This window comes from Nocardioides sp. P5_E3 (genome assembly GCF_054049275.1).
This window is the reverse complement of sequence record NZ_JBFUMR010000017.1, coordinates 84,911-104,775: the sequence shown is the minus strand read 5'-3', so window position 1 is coordinate 104,775 and position 19,865 is coordinate 84,911. Positions and strand designations below refer to the sequence as shown.

Genomic DNA, 19,865 nt, shown 5'->3' with positions numbered 1-19,865 from the left:
GCAGCGGCAGCCGCGCGGCGACCCTCGCGGCGTACCGCCCGCGGCCGGCCGCCGGCGTACGGCCGACCGCGAGCGCGTCCACGGCCGAGAGCCGCCCCGCTCGTCCCGCGGCGGCCGATGCGGTGACCGTGACCACCGCCAGCGCACCGACGAGCACGGCGGCGTCCACCCAGGGAGCGATCGTCAGGGCGACGGTGCCGTAGAGATCCTCCGTGTCGGCCAGCAACGGCACCGCGACCAGGTTGCCAACCACGACACCCAGCACCGCCCCGGCCGAAGCGGGCAGCACCGCTTGAGCGACGTACGCCCGCACGACCTGGGACGGGGTGAAGCCGAGCGCCTTGAGAATGCCGATGCGGCGGGTCGTCGAGCCGACCGCGCCGGCCACGACCGTGCCCACGATCAGGACGGAGAGGAGCAGGCTCAGACCGCCGAACGTCAGCAGGAAGGGCACGAACAGCGACGTCTGGCCGTTGGCCTCCTTCTTCACGACCAGCCACGACCGTGCGCTGGCGACCGCCCCGTCCGGGAGAGCGGACGTGACGGCGTCCCGCACGTCGCCAACTCGAGACGCGGTCCCGGCTTCGTCGAGCCGGTACAGCATCTGGTAGCCGCTGGACATCGCGGGCAGGGCCGCCAGGCCGCCGGGCGTCATCCAGGCATCCGCCGTGTCGCTCACCGACCGCGCCAGGCCGACGACGGTGACGTCCCGGGCGTTCGTGCCGCTACCCATGGTCAGGGTGTCGCCCACGGCGACCCGGAGGTCGCCACCGGCGGCCAGCAAGACCTCACCGGGCTCGCCCGGCCAGCGTCCCTCGACCAGGGTCACCTGGTCGACACCGGTTCCCGGGCCCGTCCGGGCGGCGACGGTCAGGACGGGGCCATCCGCGCCCACGGACGGCTCGCTCAACCCCGGTGGTGGTGGCGGCAGCACCATGACCTGCGCCACTGCGAAGGGGCCGGAGGTCTCGGCCACACCGTCGACATCGGCGGTGGCAGCCAGCTGGCGGGTCGTGGCCTGCTCGGGATCCGTCAGCACCGTCAGGTGTGCCCCGCGCTGGGCGGCGAAGGCGTGGTCGAAAGGTGCATTCGAAGCCACGAGCAGGCCGACCCCCAGCAGACCCGAGGTGACGGCGGCGGCGGTGGCCAGCGTGATCACGACGGTCTGCACCCAGCGGCGACTCACCCCGGAGCGGACGACCCGGCTCAGCGCGCTCATCGCAGCGGTACCAGCGCGGTGTCGGAGGCGATCCGGCCGTCGACGACCTCGATCGTCCGGGTGGCGCACTCGTCCGCGAGCGTCCGGTCGTGCGTGACCAGCAGCATCGTCTGCCCGTCGCCGTGCAGGTCGGTGAGGAGCCGTCGTACGTCGGCGCCGGAGCCGGTGTCCAGCGCTCCGGTCGGCTCGTCAGCCAACAGCAACGCCGGCCGGTTCATCAGTGCTCGGGCCACGGCCACCCGCTGCCGCTCACCGCCGGACAGCCGACCCGGGTAATTGCCGGCGAGGTGGTCGATCCCCAGCATCCCCAACAGCTCGGTGGCCCGCCGGGTCGTCTCCCCGCGAGTGCCGCCGGCCAGCTGGGCCGGCAGGACGACGTTGTCGAGCACGGTGAGGTCGTCCAGCAGGTTGAAGAACTGGAAGACCAGCCCGATCGTGGCACGCCGGTACTTCGCCGAGGCGGCCTCGCCCAGCGTGTCGATGCGGCTGCCGCCCACGCTGACGGTGCCCGCAGTCGGCCGGTCGAGGCCGGCGACCAGGTTGAGCAGCGTGGACTTCCCGCTGCCGGACGGCCCGAGGATGGCAACGGCCTCGCCCGTGGCCACGGTCAGCGACACGTCGTCCAGGGCGGGTGGGCCGTCGTCGTAGCGGCGGGTGACGCCGTTCAGCTCGATGAGTGGTGCGGTCATGGTCGGCTCCCCCGGTTCGTCGGTCGCTGGTTGGCGAGAGGAACGCTAGGAGCGATACCCGGTGTCGCGCGTCGCCCGCGATGGCGCTTTCCGGTCCTCCCTCAGGACCACGCTCGCGGAGTGTCATCCCCGAGGGGTAGTCCGCCGCGGCCGTTGTCGCTCCCGAGGAGGACGCGTGGGTTCCTCGCACGGTGGACAATGAGTCGGTGAAGAGTCGGCGCCTGCGCGACGCGGCCTGGCCGGCCCGTTCCCTACCGGAGTGGGTGCGGCGCCGTCCCGGTACGACCGAGCAGCGGTCCTTCCGGAGCTGGTTGCTCGACATCGGCCTCGCGGCCGGGCTCGCGCTCGTCGCGATCCTCAGCCACGACCAGTCCGACCAGCCGCAGCTCAGGCCATTCGACGGGTCGGGCGTGCCAGCGCCTCCCGTGTTCCCCCCGCCACCGGAGCCGTCCGACCAGGCGTCCTTCTGGGACTGGGGCGGACCTGCGTTGCTCCTCGTGATGATTGCGGCACCTCTGGTCTTCCGGCGGCGCTACCCGCTCTCGACGCTGTGGGTCGTGATGCTGATGGCCACGATGGTCACGGAGCACCCGGATGCGCTGAGGCTCTCGTTCTACGTGTGCGTCATCGCCGCCTACAGCGCCGCCGTGTACAGCCCGTACCGCGTCCCAGCGCTCCTGAGCCTCCCGGTCACCGCCTTCCTCATGGGTGAGCTGCAGGACGACTCAGCCCAACCGGCCCTCGGTGGGGCGATCAACGCGGTGCCCCAGGGCGCCGTCCCGTTCCTGATCCTGGCGCCGATCGCCGTCGCCGCGTGGGGTCTGCGCACCATGCAGGACCGCGCCGACGCCGAGCAGGCGCACGTGGTCACGTTGCAACGGGAGGGCGCCGAGGCGGTCCGCCGCGCGGCCGAGGAGGAACGGGCCCGGATCGCGCGGGAGCTGCACGACGTCGTGACCCACAACGTGAGCGTCATGGTGATCCAGGCCGGGGCGGCACGCAAGGTACTGGACGCGTCGCCGGGTCAGGCTCGCGAGGCGCTGCTGTCGGTCGAGGCCAGCGGCCGGGCCGCGATGACCGAGCTACGGCACGTGATGGGGCTGCTGACCGCGGACGGCGAGACGCTGGACCTGGCTCCACAGCCCGGGATGGCCGAGCTCGAGTCCCTGGTCGGCCGGGTCCGGGCCTCGGGACTGCCGGTCGAGCTGGTGGTGACGGGGTCACCGGACATCCTGATGCCGGACGGCGTCGTCCTGGCCGGGTACCGCGTCGTGCAGGAGGCGCTGACAAACGTGGTGAAGCACGCGGCYGGCTCGTCGGCGACCGTCCGAGTCGACTATGGGTCCACCCACTTGTCGATCGAGGTCACCGACACGGGCGGCACGCAGCCGCTGTCGGCGGACGCCGGGAGCGGCCGGGGACTGATCGGCCTGCGCGAACGGCTCGCGCTCTACGGCGGGACGCTCGACGCCGGCCCGCGCATCCGCGGTGGGTACAGGCTCGAGGCGGTCATCCCCCTGGCGCCCGCCAGCCCCGACCCCGTGGAGGTCCCGTGAGTGACCCCGTGAGTGACACCGTCCGGGTCGTGGTGGCCGACGACCAGGCCCTGGTGCGCACCGGCTTCCGGATGATCCTCACCGCCGACGGCATCGAGGTCGTCGCCGAGGCGTCCAACGGCACCGAGGCGATCGACGCCGTGCGGCGCACCCGCCCCGACGTGGTGCTGATGGACATCCGCATGCCGGGTCTGGACGGCCTGGAGGCGACGCGCCGCATCCTGGCGGGCGACGGCGACGCACCCCGGGTCTTGATGCTCACGACGTTCGACCTCGACGAGTACGTCTATGCCGCGCTGGCGGCGGGGGCCAGCGGGTTCCTGCTCAAGGACGTCACACCGGAGCAGCTCACCGCCGCCGTGAGGCTGGTGCGGGCCGGGGACGCGCTGCTGGCGCCGTCGATCACGCGTCGGCTGGTGGAGAGGTTCGCGCGCGGCGGCAAGGAGACGTCCGTCGTGCACCGCGAGCTGGCGTCGCTGACCCCGCGCGAGCGAGAGGTGCTGCAGATGCTTGCGCGGGGGCTGAGCAACGCCGAGCTCGCTGCCGCGTTCCAGCTGTCGGAGGCGACCGTCAAGACGCACGTGGCGCGGATTCTGGGCAAGCTTCAGCTGCGCGACCGGGTCCAGGCGGTCGTGGTCGCCTACGAGACGGGTCTGGTCGCACCTGGGGAGGCGTGAGGCCCGCCGGGCGCTCCAGGCCAGCGAGTCGATCTGCGCCTGGTCGAGCATCTGCCTCCGGGCGTGCTCAACGTGGTGACGGGCAAGGGCAGCGTCGTAGGCGAGGCAATCGTCCAGCACCCCGGCATCGACGAGGTGTCGTTCACCGGCTCCACCGAGGTGGGACGCCCATGTCGCAACCGCCGCCGGCGAGCGCCTGGCCCACGTGTCCCTCGAGCTCGGAGGAAGGAGTCCCACGGGCGACCTGACCTGCGGGTTCTCGCATCTCGCGCCGCTACCGGCCGCGCGGGGGCCGAGTCATCGCACGATGCGCCAAGCCAGCCACGCTGGGTGGAAGTCGCGGTGCGTGCTGTACGCAGATGCGTACTCGCCCAGCGCGCGAAGGCAACGTTGCGGAAGTGGGCAGGGCGCTCCTGGTCGACAGGCGTCGCGAGCCATGTCAAGGAGAACCCGCTCGACGACGTCACACATGCCGAGAAGGGACTCGTCGACGGGCGTCGTCAGCTGGGCACCGAGTCTGTCCTCCTCGACACGGGCGGCGACGAAGGCAAGGAGGCCGGCCACCCGAGGGTCACCACACTCGATCGCTGATCCAGCCACATGACCAGTGTGTCGCCCGCCTCGCAATCCGTACACAGCTCTCTGGATCGACATGCGTCATCTGTGTGCTTGTCAGGTGCGAGACGTCGTGCGCGCCTGCGGGTCCGGGCTCGGCAGGGCGTGGGTGAGGACAAAGGCCACGACCACGGCAACGATCACCTGCGGTGTGACCGACACGCCGTCGGTGCCGAGCAGCAGCGTGGCGAGCAGCGTCGACGTCATGGGCGCGGTCGCAGCTCCCCGTGCGGGCGCAGTCGTCGCGCGCGAGCCGCCGCGGCCACGGATGTCTCACCCACCCTGCATGAGGCGCAACTCGTCAGGTCGTCCCAGCCTGAGAGCAGGGTGCAGCAACGACAGGACGGAGCAGCGATGTCCCAACCTGCAGTGTGGAGACGAGGCGGATGAGCTGGGCCGCCCGCTTCCAGCTGCGGCAGCACTTCCGCCAGAGCCTGTGGGCAGTGCCCCTGCTGGGTGCGATCGCCGGGGCGGCACTCGCCGTCGTCGATCTGGGCGTGGAGGCTCGGGTGACGATGCCTGCATCGTGGTCCTACTCGCCGGCGACCGCGAGCAGCGTGCTGACGACGGTGTCCGGGGCGATGATCGGGCTCCTGGGCCTCGTCGTCACGGTCGGCGTCCTCGTCGTGCAGATGGCCACCGGCACCCTCTCGCCGCGCTTCATGCGGCTCTGGTACCGCGATCGCCTGCAGAAGCTCGTGCTCGCGGCGTTCACAGCGACCTTCGCCTTCTCGTTCGCACTGCTCGGCACGGTCGAGGCTGCATCGGTGCCGAATCTCGGGGTGACGATGGCCGGCCTCGCCGTCTCCGTCGACCTGGTGCTGCTGTTGCTGTACCTGGACCGTTTCGTGCACGCGCTGCGTCCGGTGGCGGTCGCGGCCTCGGTGGCGCGGTCGGGTCTGGCTGTCGTCACCGAGGTCGACCACTCCGGGATCGACCTGCAGGCCGGGGACCGCAGTCCCCGGGCGGTGCAGGGCCACAAGGTCCAGGTCCGGTCGAGGAAGTCGGGCGCGATCCAGGCGATGGACGCGCGCGGGATGGTCGACCTCGCCACCCGGCACGACCTCGCGTGCGTGCTCACGTGCTCCGTCGGCGACTTCGTGAACGCCGGTTCAGTGGTCATGGACGTGTACGGCTCACCGGACCAGCGTGTGCTGCGACGGCTGGGAGGGAAGATCGCCCTGGGCCACGAGCGGACGATCGACCAGGACCCCGCGTACGCGGTGCGGATCATCGTCGACATCGCCATCCGGGCACTCTCGCCCGCGGTGAACGACCCCACCACGGCAACGCAGATGATCAACTACCTGGGCGCCGTGCTCACGGCCGTCGGAGCGCGGGAGCTGGGCAGGCACGGGAGCCTGCTCGACGCGGAGGGACACCTGAGGCTCGCCTTCCGCATGCGCACCTGGGACGACTACCTGCACCTCGGTGTCTCGGAGATCCGACAGTACGGGCGAGATTCTCCCCAGGTGTGCCGACGCCTGCGGGCGATGCTCGCCGACCTCGATGACACGGTCCTGCCCGTCAACCGGCCCGCAGTCCGGCGCGAGCTCGAGGTGCTGGACCGGACCGTACGGCTCTCCTTCGTCGAGGGCGCCGACCAGGCGTTCGCGCTCGGACGGGACCGGCAGGGGATCGGCGGGGCCTCCCAGGCAACGCCCGTGGCCGATCTCGCTGACGGGGAGTAGCGCCTGATCACCGTCGTGTGCGGCACTGACATCCGGTTCACCCGCCTCGGAGGAGGCCGGATCCCGCTGGACGGAGCAGCGTGACGGTCATGAACCTCATAGCCGCGCGCTTCCGTCTGTGGTGGGTGGGCGCACTCGTGGTGCTGGTGGCGACGCTCGCCGGGTGTGGATCCGGATCCGGTGAGGACGACACCCCCGCGGTCTGCTCCAGCGTCGATGCCCTGCGGTCCTCTGTCGCAGCGCTGACCGACGTGCAGGTCGAGCGAGGCGCTCTTGACACGTTCCAGAAGGCCTTCGACAAGGTGAGGTCGAACCTCAGCACGGTGGTGAAGGACGCCAAGCGCGAGTACGCGGACGAGGTGGACACCGTCGAGGAGGCCATCTCCGACGTCGGCACGAGCCTCGACGCAGCCGTCTCAGGACCGACTGCTCCGAACATCGCCGCAGTGGGCGCGGCGTCCAAGGCACTGGGTACGTCGATCAGCGCGCTGGTCGACGCTGTCGACAGCACCTGCTGACTCCCGCCCCAGCGGTCAGGGTGCTTCGCGTGGGCGCGTCGGACCGACGACCTGGCGGAGACCCCACGAGCACCGCCACGGTGTCCCCGGCTCCAGGTCGAGGAGGTCCACGCCGGTGCGGAAGGCGTCCGGCGGACAGGTCATCGGCTCGATGGCAACGGCCGTGCGCCGCCGGTGCGCATCGCCCACGAGGTCGCCGGTGTAGACCATGAGGTGGCGAAAGGCGTGGTCGACCCACAGCTCGACGGACCTTCCGTCCGCCGGGTCGCCCAGACGAGCCACCGCACGTCCGTCGCGGCCGACGACGAGGTCGTTGAACGCCGTGTCCAGCTCGACCGGTCCGATCCTGCGCGGCTGCCGGAAGTCGTGCGCGGTCCCGGCCACGCTGGTCGACGTCCCGTCAGCCGGACCGTCCGGATCGACGAAGGCGGCAGCAGGGACGGTCAGGTCGAGTCCGTCGATCGACGTCGTGCCGAGCGTGAGGTAGGGATGGAACCCCACCCCGAACGGCGCCGGCTCACGATCGGCATTGACCGCCTCCAAGGTCACCGTCAACCCTGACTCGTCCAGTGCGTAGGTGACCTGGAGGTGGAGGTGCCACTCGTAGCCGGGTTGCGGGCGCACGGCGCAGGCCAGGGTGACCGCAGCGGGATCCCGCTCGACGAGGGTCCAGTCGAGCCACCTCACCAGTCCGTGGATGGCGTCGTGCCGACCGATCTCGTTCAGCGGCGCCTGACATCGGCGGCCGCGGTACTCGTAGTGACCGTCGGTCAACCTGTTGGGCCAGGGCGCGAGCACCTGTCCCCGGCCATCGGTGGCGCGCGCACCTGGTCCGAAGCCGTCGATCACGTCCAGCGCGCCGACGCTGTAGCGACGAAGGGTCGCACCGACCTGGGTGACGACCGCCTCGGAGTCGCCGTGCGCGATGCCGTACTGCTCACCCGAGCGCGGGGCCTGCATGCGTCGTCCCCGGTCCTGCCGCGCGCTCACGTGAGCTCGCTGGCCCTCTCGGCGGCGATGATGCGTGCGGCGGCCTCGATGAGGGCGAGGTGCGAGAACGCCTGCGGGAAGTTCCCGAGGTGGCGGCCGGTCTCGACGTCGAACTCCTCGGCGAAGAGCCCGAGCGGTGAGGCGACCCGCAGGAGCCGCTCCATCAGGTCCTGGGCCCGCTGCTCCTCACCGATGATCGACAGCGCGGACACCAGCCAGAACGAGCAGATCAGGAAGGTGCCCTCCTTGCCGGACAGTCCGTCGTCGGTCTCGTCGGTGCGGTAGCGCAGCACGAAGCCGTGCTCGGTGAGCTCGTCGGCGATCGCGAGCACGCTGGCGCGCAGTCGCTCGTCGGTGGCGGGGAGGAAGCCGAAGAGCGCCGCCAGCAGCGTCGATGCGTCCAGTGCGTCCGTCTCGTAGTGCTGACGCAGGACGCCGCGGTCGTCCACACCGTTCGCCAGGATGTCGGCCTTGATCTCGTCGGCGGTCTCCCGCCACGTCGCCGTGAGCTCCGCGTCGCCCCGGATCTCCGCGAGCTTCGACGCCCGGTCGAGCGCGACCCATCCCATCAGCTTCGACGACACGTAGTGCTGCGGTGCGCCGCGGGCCTCCCAGATCCCCTGGTCGGGCTCGCGCCACACCTCGGTGGCACACCGGGCCTGCGACTGGACGATCGGCCACAGCCGTCGCGGGAGTCGCTGGCTGCGGCGGGTGTGCAGCAGGACCGAGTCCAGGACCGCGCCGAACACGTCGTTCTGGCGCTGGTCGAACGCCCCGTTCCCGACCCGCACCGGTCGAGCGCCCGCGTATCCCGAGAGGTCGTCGCGGGTGGACTCCGTCAGGTCGCGTCGGCCGTCGATGCCGTACATGATCTGCAGGGCCCCTGACTCGGTCGCCTCCAGGTCGGCGACGAACTGCATGAACTCGTCGGCCTCCCAGTCCAGGTTGAGGAAGTGCAGTGCCTGCAGCGTGAAGGTGCTGTCGCGCATCCAGGTGTAGCGGTAGTCCCAGTTCCGCTCGCCGCCGGGCGTCTCGGGCAGCGACGTCGTGAGGGCCGCCACGGTGGCGCCGGTCGGCATGTAGGTGAGGCCCTTGATGGCCAGGGCCGACCGTTGGATCGGGTCGCGCCAGCGATGGTCGGGCATCCGCGCCCGTCCGAGCCACGCGCGCCAGAACCGGACCGTGGCGTCGATCCGGGCGTTCGCCTCGTCGAGGTCGACCGGCGCCGCCAGCCCGTCGGCCCACGACAGGGCGCAGAAGCACTCCTCGCCGGCGGAGAGCACGTGTCGGGCACGGACCCGGTTGCCCTCCACCCCGAGCGCGAGGTCGGTGCGCAACCGCATGGTCTGGCCGTCTGCTGTCGCGTCGGCGGCATGCCGGTCGTCGTCGACCAGCGTCCAGTCCGCCGACGTCCGCCCGTAGTCGAAGGCCGGCTCACAGACGAGATCCAGCTCGACGGTCCCCGACAGGCAGCGAACCGTCCGCACCAGGAGGTGGTCGGCATCGTCGTCCGCCGGGGGCCGGGTGTGGGGCGTCACCACGTCCTCGGTCGTCCGCGGGCCCATCGTCAGCGCATCGCGGACCAGCACCCAGCCGGACGGCGTCTTCCACGTCGTCTCGAGGACGTTCGTGCCGGGCACGTACGCGCGCGAGGTCGGGTGGTTGATCCCGAAGGGCCCGAGTCGGAAGTAGCCCGCCTGGCGGTCGAGCAGGGTGCCGAACACGCTGGGCGAGTCGAAGCTCGGGAGGCACAGCCAGTCGATCGCCCCGTCGGGCGCCACCAGGGCGCCGGTGTGGCAGTCGGACAGGAACGCGTAGTCGGCGATGGGTGGGAACGGCGACGGCGCCGCGGCGCTCTGGGGCATCACGTCGCTCATGACGCGATCCACGGGTCGTGCCAGCCGCCGTGCTCGGCCGTCAGCCGGTCGGCTTCCGCCGGCCCCCACGATCCCGGGGCGTACGCGTGGACCGGAGGTGGGGCGTCGAGCAACGGCTGCATGACCCGCCAGGTCTCGTCGACCCCGTCCTGCCGGGTGAACCGGGTGCTGTCCCCGCGCAGCGCAGCCTGTAGGAGCACTTCGTAGGGCGTGGCGCCCTCACCGCCCTGGTCGGCGAACTCCATGTCCAGGTCGATCCTCCCCACGGCCGAGAGGTCGCTGCGTCGTGCGTCCAGGATCATTCGGATCCCCGTCGACGGGTCCAGCTTGACGACGACCTGGTTCGGTTCCGTCTGCGGTCCCATCACACCGAAGCCCAACGGAGGTGGACGCTTGAAGATGACGCGCAGCTCGGTCTGGGTCACGGGGAGCCGCTTGCCGGTCCGGATGAAGAACGGGACACCCGCCCATCGCGAGTTCTGGATCTCGAGCCGCATCGCGGCGTAGGTCTCGGTCGCCGAGTCCGGTGCCACCCCGTCGATGTCGCGATACCCGGCGTACTGCCCCCGGACGTAGTGAGCCGGGTCGGCCGCAACGACGGCCTTGAAGAGGGCGACCTGCGCATCCTTGATCGACGTCAGGTCACCGCGTGAGGGCGCCTCCATCGCCGCCGCCGACACGACCTGCATCAGGTGGTTGACGATGACGTCCCGCATCGCACCGACGGGGTCGTAGAAGTGGCCACGGTCCTCGACCCCGAAGTCCTCCGACATGTTGATCTGCACGTGCGAGACGTAGTTGCGGTTCCAGACCGGCTCGAGGATGGTGTTCGCGAAGCGCAGGTGCAGGATCTCGTCGATCCCCATCTTCCCGAGGTAGTGGTCGATGCGGAACAGCTGTGACTCGTCGATGTACTGGTGCAGCTCGTCGGCGAGCTCGCCGGCAGAGGCCTGGTCGTGCCCGAACGGCTTCTCCACGACAACCCGGGCCGATCGGGTGAGATCGGCCTCGGCGAGGCCGTGCACCACTCGGCCGAAGAGGAAGGGCGGGATCTCCAGGTAGAACGCCGGGCACTCGGCGCCCTTGATCGCGTCGGCGACCCGTTGGTAGGTGGCGGGGTCGGTGAAGTCGCCGTGCACGTACGACAGCCTGGCGGTGAACCGGTCGAACACCTCAGGGTCGATCGTCTCGCCGGTGCCCTCGATCGACTCACGCGCACGCGCGACGAGCTGGTCCTTGGTCCAGTCGTCGACAGCGACACCCACGACGGGACAGTCCAGCACGCCGCGTGCCTCCAGCCGGTACAACGACCGGAACGTCATCACCCTCGCCAGGTCGCCGGTGATCCCGAAGACCACGAGGACGTCCGCGGGGCGCTGGTCGGAGCCATGTGTGGGTGCCACTGTCCATCTCCTCGGCTGGGCGCACGTGCCGGTCGTCGGTGCCGGGCAGCGGCGCAGAGCGCCAGACCTGACCCATCCTTGGTCGAGGCAACACCGCGTTCGCGACGTGGCGCCTCCCCCGATCCGGGTGATGCGCCCGTCGGCCGCGACGAGGCATCGTCCAGATGGTCTGACGACACGGGCGTCGCACCGAGAGATCGCCGGTAGGAGCGGTTCTCTGAGGGTGAACGTAGGTCGCCCGCCGACCCCGAGGTTGAGCCATGGCAGATGACCAGCACTACGACGTCGTGATCATCGGGACCGGAGCCGGGGGAGGGACCCTCGGACACCGGCTCGCCACACGGGGCGCGAAGGTGCTCTGGCTCGAACGAGGCGACTTCCTGCCCCGGGAGCGTGACAACTGGGAGACGCAGGCGGTGTTCGTCCGCGGCAAGTACCTCGCGCCAGAGGTCTGGTACGACGGTCACGGCCACGACTTCCAGCCCGAGGTCAACTACTACGTCGGTGGCAACACGAAGTTCTACGGAGCGGCCCTCTTCCGGCTGCGACCGGAAGACTTCGGCGAGCTGCGCCACCACGGCGGCATCTCGCCGGCCTGGCCCATCTCGTACGACGACCTCGAGCCCTACTACACCCAGGCCGAGCACCTGTACCTCGTGCACGGCGAGCACGGCGAGGATCCGAGCGAGGGTCATGCCAGTGCGCAGTACCTCCATCCGCCGGTCTCCCACGAGCCCCGCATCCAGCAGCTGAGCGACGACCTCGAGAAGCTGGGTCTCCACCCCTTCCACCTGCCCATCGGGGTGAACCTCCAGGAGGCGGCGCCCGGCGTCGCGGCACACGGGAGCGCCTGCATCCGCTGCGACCGGGTGGACGGCTTCCCGTGCCTGCTCGACGCCAAGTCGGACGCGCAGGTCATCTGCGTCGACCCGGTCCTCGCCCAGGACAACGTCACCCTCGTGACCGGCGCGCACGTGCAGCACCTCGAGACGGATCCGTCCGGTCACACGGTCACCGGTGTCGTCGCCACCCTGGACGACGGCTCGGTCACCACGTTCACCGGTGACATCGTGGTGGTCGCGTGTGGTGCGGTGAACTCCGCGGCCCTGCTGCTGAGGTCTCACAACGATCGCCACCCCGACGGCCTGGCCAACGGCTCGGGCGTCGTCGGCCGTCACTACATGAGGCACAACAACGTCGCCCTGATGGCCGTCTCGCGCGAGCCCAACCCCACCAGGTTCCAGAAGACGCTCGCGATGAACGACTGGTACCTGGGTGCGGACGACTGGGACTTCCCCCTCGGGGGCATGCAGATGCTCGGCAAGTCCGACGACGAGGAGATCCACGCCCAGGCGCCGCGCTGGGCGGGCCGGCTCTCACCGGACCTGCCCTTCGAGGTCCTCGCACACCACGCGGTCGACTTCTGGCTCTGCGGGGAGGACCTGCCGCTGCCGGAGAGCCGGGTGACGCTCGACCGCGACGGTGCCATCCACCTCAACGTCGAGGAGAAGAACAACGGTGAAGGAGTCAAGCGCCTTCGCCACAAGCTCGACGGGATGCTCGACGAGCTGGGGATGCAGCGACACCACCTGCTGGACCGCAGCCTCTACCTGCACAAGAGCATGCCCATCGGCGCGACGGCCCACCAGGCCGGCACCGTCAGGTTCGGCCGCGACCCCGCCTCGAGCGCGCTCGACGTGAACTGCAAGGCCCACGACCTGGACAACCTCTACGTGGTCGACACGAGCTTCTTCCCCAGCATCGGCGCCGTGAACCCGTCACTGACCGCCATCGCCAACGCGCTGCGGGTCGGCGACCACCTGGCCGAACGCCTCGCCTGAGACCGCTGCGCCATGACCGATACAGCGGTTCACCAGGTTGTCATCGTCGGAGGCGGCTTCGGCGGGCTGTTCGCGGCGAAGTTCCTGCGCCGGGCGCCCGTGGAGGTGACGCTCGTCGACGCCAGGAACTACCACCTCTTCCAGCCGCTGCTCTACCAGCTGGCGACCGGGATCCTTTCCGAGGGCGAGGTCGCACCCCCGCTGCGGGACATCCTGCGGCGGCACGCGAACGTCACCGTCGAGATGGCCACGGTCCAGGGCTTCGACCTGGCCGCCCGGACCGTCACCGCACACCGACCTGACGGCACGGTCCGCACCTACGAGTACGACAGCCTGGTCGTCGCCGCCGGGGCAGCGCAGTCGTACTTCGGTCATGACGAGTTCTCCCGTTTCGCGCCGGGGATGAAGACGATCGACGACGCCCTCGAGCTGCGGGGCCGGATCTTCGGTGCCTTCGAGATGGCGGAGAACGAGCCGGACCCGGAGGCGCGTCGCGCCTGGCTCACCTTCGTGGTGGTCGGTGGGGGCCCGACCGGGGTCGAGATAGCGGGCCAGATCGCGGAGCTGGCTCGTACGGGCCTCGAGGGCAACTTCCGCCGGATCGACCCCTCGGAGGCCGAGGTCCTCATCGTCGACGGCGGCAGGGAGATCCTTGCGACGTTCGGCGACCGGCTCTCGGCGAAGGCGGCCGCCGAGCTGCGTCGGCTCGGGGTGACGATCCGCAGCAGGTCGATCGTCACGGACGTGGACCCGTTCGGGGTCGACGTGCGCGACGCCGACGGGACGACCGAGCGGATCGTCTGCCGGACGAAGATCTGGGCCGCCGGCGTGCAGGCGTCGCCGCTGGCGGGGCTGCTGGCCGAGGCCGGCGGGGCCACGTGCGACCGTGCCGGTCGCATCGTCGTGAACGACGACTGCACGCTTCCCGGCCACCCGGAGGTCTTCGCGATCGGCGACATGATGGCGCTCCGCGACCTTCCCGGCGTCGCCGAGGTGGCGATGCAGTCAGGCATCCACGCCGCCAACACGATCAAGCGCCGGCTGCACGGCGAGGAGGCGGCGATGTTCACCTACCGCGACCTCGGCAGCATGGCCACCATCTCCCGGTTCCACGCCGTGGTCAGCTTCAGGAAGCTCCGGCTGTCCGGCTTCCTCGGCTGGCTGATGTGGCTCCTGGTGCACCTCACCTTCCTGACCGGCTTCCGGAACCGGCTCTCCGCGATGTTCCACTGGACCGGGACGTTCGCGGCGGGCGGGCGCGCCGAACGCACGATCACGGTGCGCCAGACGGTCGGTCGGGTCGTCCTCGAGCAGGCCGGCGAGGGCGACATCGCTCGAGTGGTCCCACCATTCGAGCGGCCAGACGCTGCCGGTGACGCAGCCCCGGACGACGCGTGACCGCCGCGATGATCGAGGTCCTGACGAGCACTGCCTTCGCCGTCGACCCGGTGCCGTGGGCTCGGTCGCAGATGGCGTTCACGCTGGCCTTCCACATCATCCTCGTCCCGCTGGGGGTGTCGTGGTCGGTGATGGCCCTCATCGCCAACTACCGGGGGATCAAGCACGACGACGCGGACGCCCTGCTGCTCGCGCAGCGATGGTCGAAGTACATGGCGGTCACCTTCGCGGTGGGCGCCGTGACCGGGACGGTGCTGTCCTTCGAGTTCGGCCTGCTGTGGCCGAAGTTCATGGGGCAGTGGGGCGCGGCCTTCGGCGTGCCGTTCGCGTTCGAGGGGATCTTCTTCTTCGCCGAGGCGGTCTTCATCTCGATCTACATCTTCGGGTGGCGGCGCCTGAAGCCGTGGACCCACTTCTGGACCGGCGTGCCCATCGCGGTCGCCGGCATCTTCGGCAGCATCTCCGTGGTGGCGGCCAACGCCTGGATGAACTCGCCCCAGGGCGTGACGCTCGACGCCTCCGGCAAGGTCACCGACGTCGACCCGATGGGGGTCATCTTCAACGACGCGATGCCGCTGATGGCCGCCCACATGGTGGTGGCTGCCTACCTGGTGGGCGGCTTCATGGTCGCCTCGGTGTACGCGGTGGGGATGCTGCGCGGGCGCACCGACCACTACCACCGGACCGGCTTCGTCATCGCCTTCACGGTGGCAGCGATCGCGACCCCCGTGCAGATGGGCGTCGGGGACGGACTCGCCCGCTGGGTCTACGACAACCAGCCCACCAAGTTCGCGGCGATCGAGATGGTGCCCAAAACCAGCAGCGACGTGCCGGAGGTGCTCCTCGGACACCTCGACTCCAAGGGTGAGGTGGTCGGCGGGATCCCCATCCCGGGGTTGGCATCGATCCTGTCCGACCCCGGCAAGGGGACGTCGACCGAGATCCAGGGCCTCGAGGAGACGCCCGCCGCGGACCGCCCGACCAATCACCAGGTGAACGTGACCCACCTCGCGTGGGACGTGATGATCGGCCTGGGCACGCTGCTGTTCCTGCTGACCCTGTGGTGGTGGGCGGCCTGGATCTTCCGGCGGGACATGCCCCGGAGCAGGTGGTTCCTCCGGGTCTCGGCAGCCTCCGGGGTGCTCGCGGTGATCACCATGGAGGCGGGCTGGGTCGTCAGCGAGGTCGGACGACAGCCGTGGATCGTCTACGAGAAGATGAAGGTCGAGGACGCCGCCACCGGCAACACGGGGATATGGATCACGTTCATCGGCGTGGTGCTGCTGTACGTCGGCCTGGGCGTGACGACGATCCTCGTGCTGCGGCAGATGAGCCGCAGGTTCCGGGAGAGTGACCGCACCGGCGAGGCCGACGTGCCCTATGGGCCGAACGACCCGGACCCGTCCGCCCCCGCGAACGACGAGAAGGTCCCGGTGTGATGGCCACGACGGCTGCCGTGATCCTGTTCGTCGCGGTCCTCGCGTACGCCGTCTTCGGAGGTGCTGACTTCGGAGCCGGGTTCTGGGACCTGGTGGCCGGGGGCAGCAAGCGCGGGCGACGGCCTCGCGAGGTCATCGACCACGCCATCGCCCCGGTCTGGGAGGCCAACCACGTCTGGCTGATCTTCGTCTTCGTGCTGCTGTGGACCTGCTTCCCGGAGGCGTACGCGTCCATCACCCTGACGATGTTCGTCCCGCTGACCCTCGCCGCGCTCGGCATCGTGCTGCGAGGAGCGAGCTTCGCGTTCCGCAAGGCGGTGTTCGCGACCCGGGACCGCCGCAACTTCGGTGCAGCGTTCGCGGTCTCGTCGGTGCTGGTGCCCTACTGCTTCGGTGCCGTGGTCGGCGGCATCGCCTCGGGGCGGGTCCCATCAGGGGGCAAGGCTGGTGACCCGTGGGACAGCTGGGTCAACCCGACGTCCGTGGTGGTCGGGCTCCTGGTGGTGTGCCTGGACGCGTACCTGGCCGCGTTCTTCCTGGTCCGTGACGCGGACCGGCTCTCCGACGAGACGATGGTCGCCTACTTCCGCCGCCGGGCGACCGTCGCGGCGGTCGCAGCCGGCGTGGCAGCCGCGGTCGGGATCGTCGTGATGCAGCAGGACGCCACGTACCTCTTCGACGGCCTCACCTCGCGAGCCCTGGCCCTGGTGGTCCTGTCCGCACTGTCGGGAGTGGCCGCGCTCGTCCTGGTCGCCCGCCACGTCCATCGGGGCGCGCGCCTGGCCGCGGTCGGGGCGGTCGTCGGCGTGGTCCTGGCGTGGGGCGTGGCCCAGTGGGACTACGTGCTCCCCGAGTCACTGACCGTCTCGGCGGCGGCCGCGCCGACCGGAACGATCACGGCAGTGCTGGTCGCCACGGGCCTCGCGGTGGTGCTGATCGTGCCGGCCTTCGTGCTGCTGTACGTCCTGGACCAGCGGTCACTGCTGCCCGAGGAAGGCATGCCCGAGCCCGTACCCGGACCGACGACCGGATGAGCCGGAAGCGGGCCACGGTGCTTCAGCGCCGGTCCGACGGTTCTTCCTCGGCGCGGTCTGGCCGTGGCGCGCCGCGGTCGAGGGCGACGGCGAGGCCCGGGAAGAACATCACCGACAGGACGCCGGCGCCGATGAGCGCCGCGGCGTTCTCCGGGAGCATCTCTCCGGTGCTCAGACCCACCGTGGAGAGCGCCACCAGCAGGGGGAGCGAGGTCGCGGTGAGCAGCATCATCTGGGCGCGTCGTCGCACGTCGAGGTCGCGGCGGTAGAGGACGAACGAGGGAAGTCCTCGCACCGCCAGCAGCAGCACGAAGAAGGCGACCAGCCGCAGTGGAGCCTCCCGGATCGAGTCCAGGTCCAGGCTCATGCCGGAGGAGACGAAGAAGACGGGGATGAAGAACCCGTACCCGACGGCGTCCAGCTTGTCCTCCAGGGCCGCCACGTCGCCCGGCGCCCAACGACGCAGGATCACGCCGGCGAGGAACGCGCCGAGCACCACGTCGAGCCCGGCGTCGCTGGCGAGCACGAGCAGGCCGAAGAGGAGCATCAGGGTGAGCCGGAGCGTGATCTGCGACGTCGCGTGCTCGCCCTTGCGGGAGATCGCCTCGATCCGGGGCAGCCGAGCCAGCCGTGGAAGCCACGCGAGACCCAGCGCGACCGCGCACATCGCCAGGAGGGAGATCAGCCCGACCAGGCGACCCTGCGAGCCGAGGAAGATCGCGATGCCGGCAATGGGCAGGAATTCGCCCACGGCGCCCGCAGGCATGATGAACCGACCCAGGGGACCGTCCAGCATGTCGTTGTCGCGCAGGATGGGCAGCAGTGTGCCCAGCGCCGTCGTGGTGAGAGCCAGCGCGACGGGCACGAAGGCGTTCACCAGGCCGGCGGCCGCCAGCGCCCCGGTCACGCCGATCGAGAGCACCGCGCTGACCGCCCAGCCGGCGAGGGCGAGTCGTCCGGACCGCTCGCGGAAGTGGCCGAGCTCCAGCTCGTAGCCGGCGAGCAGGAACAGGAAGCCCAGCCCGACGTTGGCGACCAGCTCCACGGACTCCGGCTGCGCCAGCCCGCCGACCTGCGGTCCGATCAGCACGCCGCCCGCGATCAGCACCACCACCTGCGGAACCAGCAGTCGCGCGAGGAACGCGCTGACGAAGGGTGCGGCGACGGCGACCACGGACACGACCAGCAGCGCCTGCAGCTCTGTCTCGACGTCCATCCGCCCACCTCTCGACACCCACGACCGGCTGGTGCCGGCGTCCCGCCGGAGGCCAGGACACCTCGCGCCAGGCATGCACCGCGGAGACGCCGAGGTGACCGATCGTCGCCGACCGCGTGGGGCGTCGGCATCCTCCGCCGAGGGTGAGGCACGCCCCCGGCTCCCTCCTCACCCGGCTCGGGGGAGGCGATCGGCGCGGACGTCGATCTACGTTCGAGTCCGAGGCGGCTCGGCCACGGTCGAGCCCTTCCGCCCTCTCGACGGAGAAGCCATGTCGCAACTCTCGCCACCGAACACGCCCACCACGCCGATGGAGACCCTGCCTGCCCCCGAGAGACCGTCTCGGGGACGCTCGATCGCGGCGGTCCTCTGCCTGGTGCTGGCCGGGCTCCTGACGACGCCCGCGGGGGTCGCGTACTGGGGTCAACGCACCCTGAACGACACCGAGCGGTACGTCGCGACCGTGGACCCGTTGATCGACTCGCCCGAGGTGCAGGACGCCATCGCCACCAAGGTGACCGCCGCCATCGAGAAGCAGGTCGACATCGAGGCCGTCCTCAACAACGTCTTCGAGGGCGTGATCACCGAGCGGCCGCGACTGGAGCAGCTGGTCGGGCCCCTGTCGGCAGCGATCAACAGCCTCGTGGAGCGGGAGGTCCGCGCCTTCATCGCCTCGGACGAGTTCGCCGAGCTCTGGCTGCAGGTCAACATCCGAGCACAGCAGGCACTGCAGCGCGTCCTGACAGGTGAGGGGACGGGAGCCGTCACGGTCCAGGGCGACCAGCTCGTCCTCGATGTCGACGAGGTCATCAAGAAGGTGAAGGAGCGTCTCGTCGCTCGCGGACTGACCCTGGTCGAGAACGTCCCGATCCCCGACACCGACCGGCAGATCGTGCTGGTGGAGTCCGGTGCGCTCGAGCAGCTCCGCACGATCTACGCCTTCGGCAATCCGGTGGCCATCTGGATGCTCCCGGTCGTCGCGGTGCTCTACCTCCTCGCCTTCGTGCTGGCCCACCGTCGCCCGCGGATGGGCGTGCTGATCGGCGCCGTGCTCGCCGCCAATGCCGTCCTGCTGGCCCTGTGCCTCTCGATCGGGCGCCAGCTGTTCGTCAACCAGCTATCGGGCACGGTCTTCGGCCCCGCGAGCAAGGTCTTCTACGACACCCTGCTCTCCTACCTCGAGCGTGGGCAGGGCGTCCTGCTCGCGCTCGGACTGCTGCTGGTCGTCGCAGGGTGCTTCGCCGGCACCAACCGGTACGGCACCGCACTCCGCACGTCCCTGGGCTCGGGACTCGAGAGCCTCGGAGACCGGATGGGAGGCGACCACCTGGGGACAGCGGGGCGCTGGGTGGGGAGCAACCAGGGGTGGCTGCGCGTCGTCGTCGTCCTCGTGGGCGTGCTGGCCCTGGCCTGGGGCAACCAGATCACCATGGAGCGGTTCTGGTGGTCCCTCGCGGCCGTGGTCGTGGGCCTGTCCGTGCTCCAGGTCCTCGTGGGCGCCGGCAAGGCCGCCCGCGTGGCCGCGCCACCAGAGAGAGACTCGGTCCCGGTCGATGCCGGCTAGGGGCGGCGCCACGACCTCGTCCATCCTGGCGTCCGGGAGGCAGACCTCCCGGGGACGGCGCGAGGTGGTCGAGACCACCTAGGCCGCACCCGTGCGCCCACCCACCCCAGATCGGGGATATCGACCCTCCGGCTTGCA

17 protein-coding genes and 1 pseudogene are annotated in these 19,865 nt (G+C 70.5%); 11 read left to right on the top strand and 7 right to left on the bottom strand.

What is annotated here, in order from left to right; genetic code table 11:
- Window positions 1-1,219: FtsX-like permease family protein (locus ACXJKB_RS12755; RefSeq protein ID WP_457188874.1), on the bottom strand; the 1,219-nt coding region annotated here is incomplete at its 3' end.
- Entirely contained in the window at window positions 1,216-1,908 is a 693-nt protein-coding gene (locus tag ACXJKB_RS12750; protein ID WP_457188872.1) for an ABC transporter ATP-binding protein, read from the bottom strand. The genes ACXJKB_RS12755 and ACXJKB_RS12750, both read right to left, overlap by 4 nt.
- A gap of 206 nt (window positions 1,909-2,114) precedes the next feature.
- Here ACXJKB_RS12750 and ACXJKB_RS12745 point away from each other — a divergent pair, with 206 nt between their 5' ends.
- The 4 genes and pseudogenes from ACXJKB_RS12745 to ACXJKB_RS12730 all read left to right on the top strand — a co-directional run bounded on the left by ACXJKB_RS12745 (window position 2,115) and on the right by ACXJKB_RS12730 (window position 4,732).
- Entirely contained in the window at window positions 2,115-3,464 is a 1,350-nt protein-coding gene (locus tag ACXJKB_RS12745) for a sensor histidine kinase (protein WP_457188871.1), read from the top strand.
- An 8-nt stretch (window positions 3,465-3,472) separates the two neighbouring features.
- Window positions 3,473-4,141, top strand: coding sequence for a response regulator (locus ACXJKB_RS12740; RefSeq protein ID WP_457188869.1), 669 nt, complete (start codon window positions 3,473-3,475; stop codon window positions 4,139-4,141).
- A 33-nt stretch (window positions 4,142-4,174) separates the two neighbouring features.
- Window positions 4,175-4,297 (top strand): annotated as a pseudogene (locus ACXJKB_RS12735) (aldehyde dehydrogenase family protein); the annotation flags it as partial.
- A 174-nt stretch (window positions 4,298-4,471) separates the two neighbouring features.
- On the top strand, window positions 4,472-4,732 hold the full coding sequence (locus ACXJKB_RS12730) for a hypothetical protein (RefSeq protein WP_457188867.1): 261 nt from the start codon (window positions 4,472-4,474) through the stop codon (window positions 4,730-4,732).
- 81 nt (window positions 4,733-4,813) lie between these two features.
- Here ACXJKB_RS12730 and ACXJKB_RS12725 read toward each other — a convergent pair whose 3' ends face one another.
- Entirely contained in the window at window positions 4,814-4,963 is a 150-nt protein-coding gene (locus ACXJKB_RS12725) for a hypothetical protein (RefSeq protein WP_457188865.1), read from the bottom strand.
- 179 nt (window positions 4,964-5,142) lie between these two features.
- Between ACXJKB_RS12725 and ACXJKB_RS12720 the strand changes: the two genes are divergently transcribed.
- Window positions 5,143-6,447 carry a DUF2254 domain-containing protein gene (locus ACXJKB_RS12720; protein ID WP_457188863.1) on the top strand — a complete coding sequence of 435 codons (1,305 nt, stop codon included), beginning with the start codon at window positions 5,143-5,145 and terminating at the stop codon, window positions 6,445-6,447.
- 89 nt (window positions 6,448-6,536) lie between these two features.
- Window positions 6,537-6,965, top strand: a complete 429-nt coding sequence (locus ACXJKB_RS12715; protein WP_457188861.1) for a hypothetical protein — start codon at window positions 6,537-6,539, stop codon at window positions 6,963-6,965.
- Window positions 6,966-6,980: 15 nt separating this feature from the next.
- On the opposite strand, the gene ACXJKB_RS12710 is transcribed toward ACXJKB_RS12715, so the two are convergent.
- Genes ACXJKB_RS12710 through zwf form a run of 3 tightly spaced genes read right to left on the bottom strand, consistent with a single transcriptional unit; the run spans window position 6,981 to window position 11,235 of the window.
- Window positions 6,981-7,955, bottom strand: a complete 975-nt coding sequence (locus tag ACXJKB_RS12710; protein WP_457188859.1) for an aldose 1-epimerase family protein — start codon at window positions 7,953-7,955, stop codon at window positions 6,981-6,983.
- Window positions 7,952-9,832 (bottom strand): glycoside hydrolase family 15 protein, encoded by a 1,881-nt coding sequence (locus ACXJKB_RS12705; protein WP_457188857.1) that lies wholly within the window; start codon window positions 9,830-9,832, stop codon window positions 7,952-7,954. The genes ACXJKB_RS12710 and ACXJKB_RS12705 overlap by 4 nt, the downstream gene beginning before the upstream one ends.
- Window positions 9,829-11,235 carry a glucose-6-phosphate dehydrogenase gene (gene zwf, locus ACXJKB_RS12700; protein ID WP_457188855.1) on the bottom strand — a complete coding sequence of 469 codons (1,407 nt, stop codon included), beginning with the start codon at window positions 11,233-11,235 and terminating at the stop codon, window positions 9,829-9,831. The genes ACXJKB_RS12705 and zwf overlap by 4 nt, the downstream gene beginning before the upstream one ends.
- 260 nt (window positions 11,236-11,495) lie before the next feature.
- Between zwf and ACXJKB_RS12695 the strand changes: the two genes are divergently transcribed.
- Genes ACXJKB_RS12695 through ACXJKB_RS12680 form a run of 4 tightly spaced genes read left to right on the top strand, consistent with a single transcriptional unit; the run spans window position 11,496 to window position 16,947 of the window.
- A complete protein-coding gene (locus ACXJKB_RS12695; protein WP_457188853.1) occupies window positions 11,496-13,076 on the top strand; it encodes a GMC oxidoreductase in 1,581 nt (526 codons plus the stop codon).
- 12 nt (window positions 13,077-13,088) lie between these two features.
- A complete protein-coding gene (locus tag ACXJKB_RS12690; protein ID WP_457188851.1) occupies window positions 13,089-14,474 on the top strand; it encodes an NAD(P)/FAD-dependent oxidoreductase in 1,386 nt (461 codons plus the stop codon).
- Window positions 14,471-15,913 (top strand): cytochrome ubiquinol oxidase subunit I, encoded by a 1,443-nt coding sequence (locus tag ACXJKB_RS12685; RefSeq protein ID WP_457188849.1) that lies wholly within the window; start codon window positions 14,471-14,473, stop codon window positions 15,911-15,913. Before ACXJKB_RS12690 ends, ACXJKB_RS12685 begins: the two co-directional genes overlap by 4 nt.
- Complete coding sequence (locus ACXJKB_RS12680) at window positions 15,913-16,947, top strand: cytochrome d ubiquinol oxidase subunit II (RefSeq protein ID WP_457188847.1); 1,035 nt, start codon at window positions 15,913-15,915, stop codon at window positions 16,945-16,947. Before ACXJKB_RS12685 ends, ACXJKB_RS12680 begins: the two co-directional genes overlap by 1 nt.
- A gap of 22 nt (window positions 16,948-16,969) precedes the next feature.
- Here ACXJKB_RS12680 and ACXJKB_RS12675 read toward each other — a convergent pair whose 3' ends face one another.
- Complete coding sequence (locus ACXJKB_RS12675) at window positions 16,970-18,163, bottom strand: cation:proton antiporter (protein WP_457188845.1); 1,194 nt, start codon at window positions 18,161-18,163, stop codon at window positions 16,970-16,972.
- Window positions 18,164-18,434: 271 nt separating this feature from the next.
- Here ACXJKB_RS12675 and ACXJKB_RS12670 point away from each other — a divergent pair, with 271 nt between their 5' ends.
- Window positions 18,435-19,727: a hypothetical protein gene (locus tag ACXJKB_RS12670; RefSeq protein ID WP_457188843.1), complete on the top strand. Its 1,293-nt coding sequence runs from the start codon at window positions 18,435-18,437 to the stop codon at window positions 19,725-19,727.
- The last annotated feature ends 138 nt before the right edge of the window (window positions 19,728-19,865 follow it).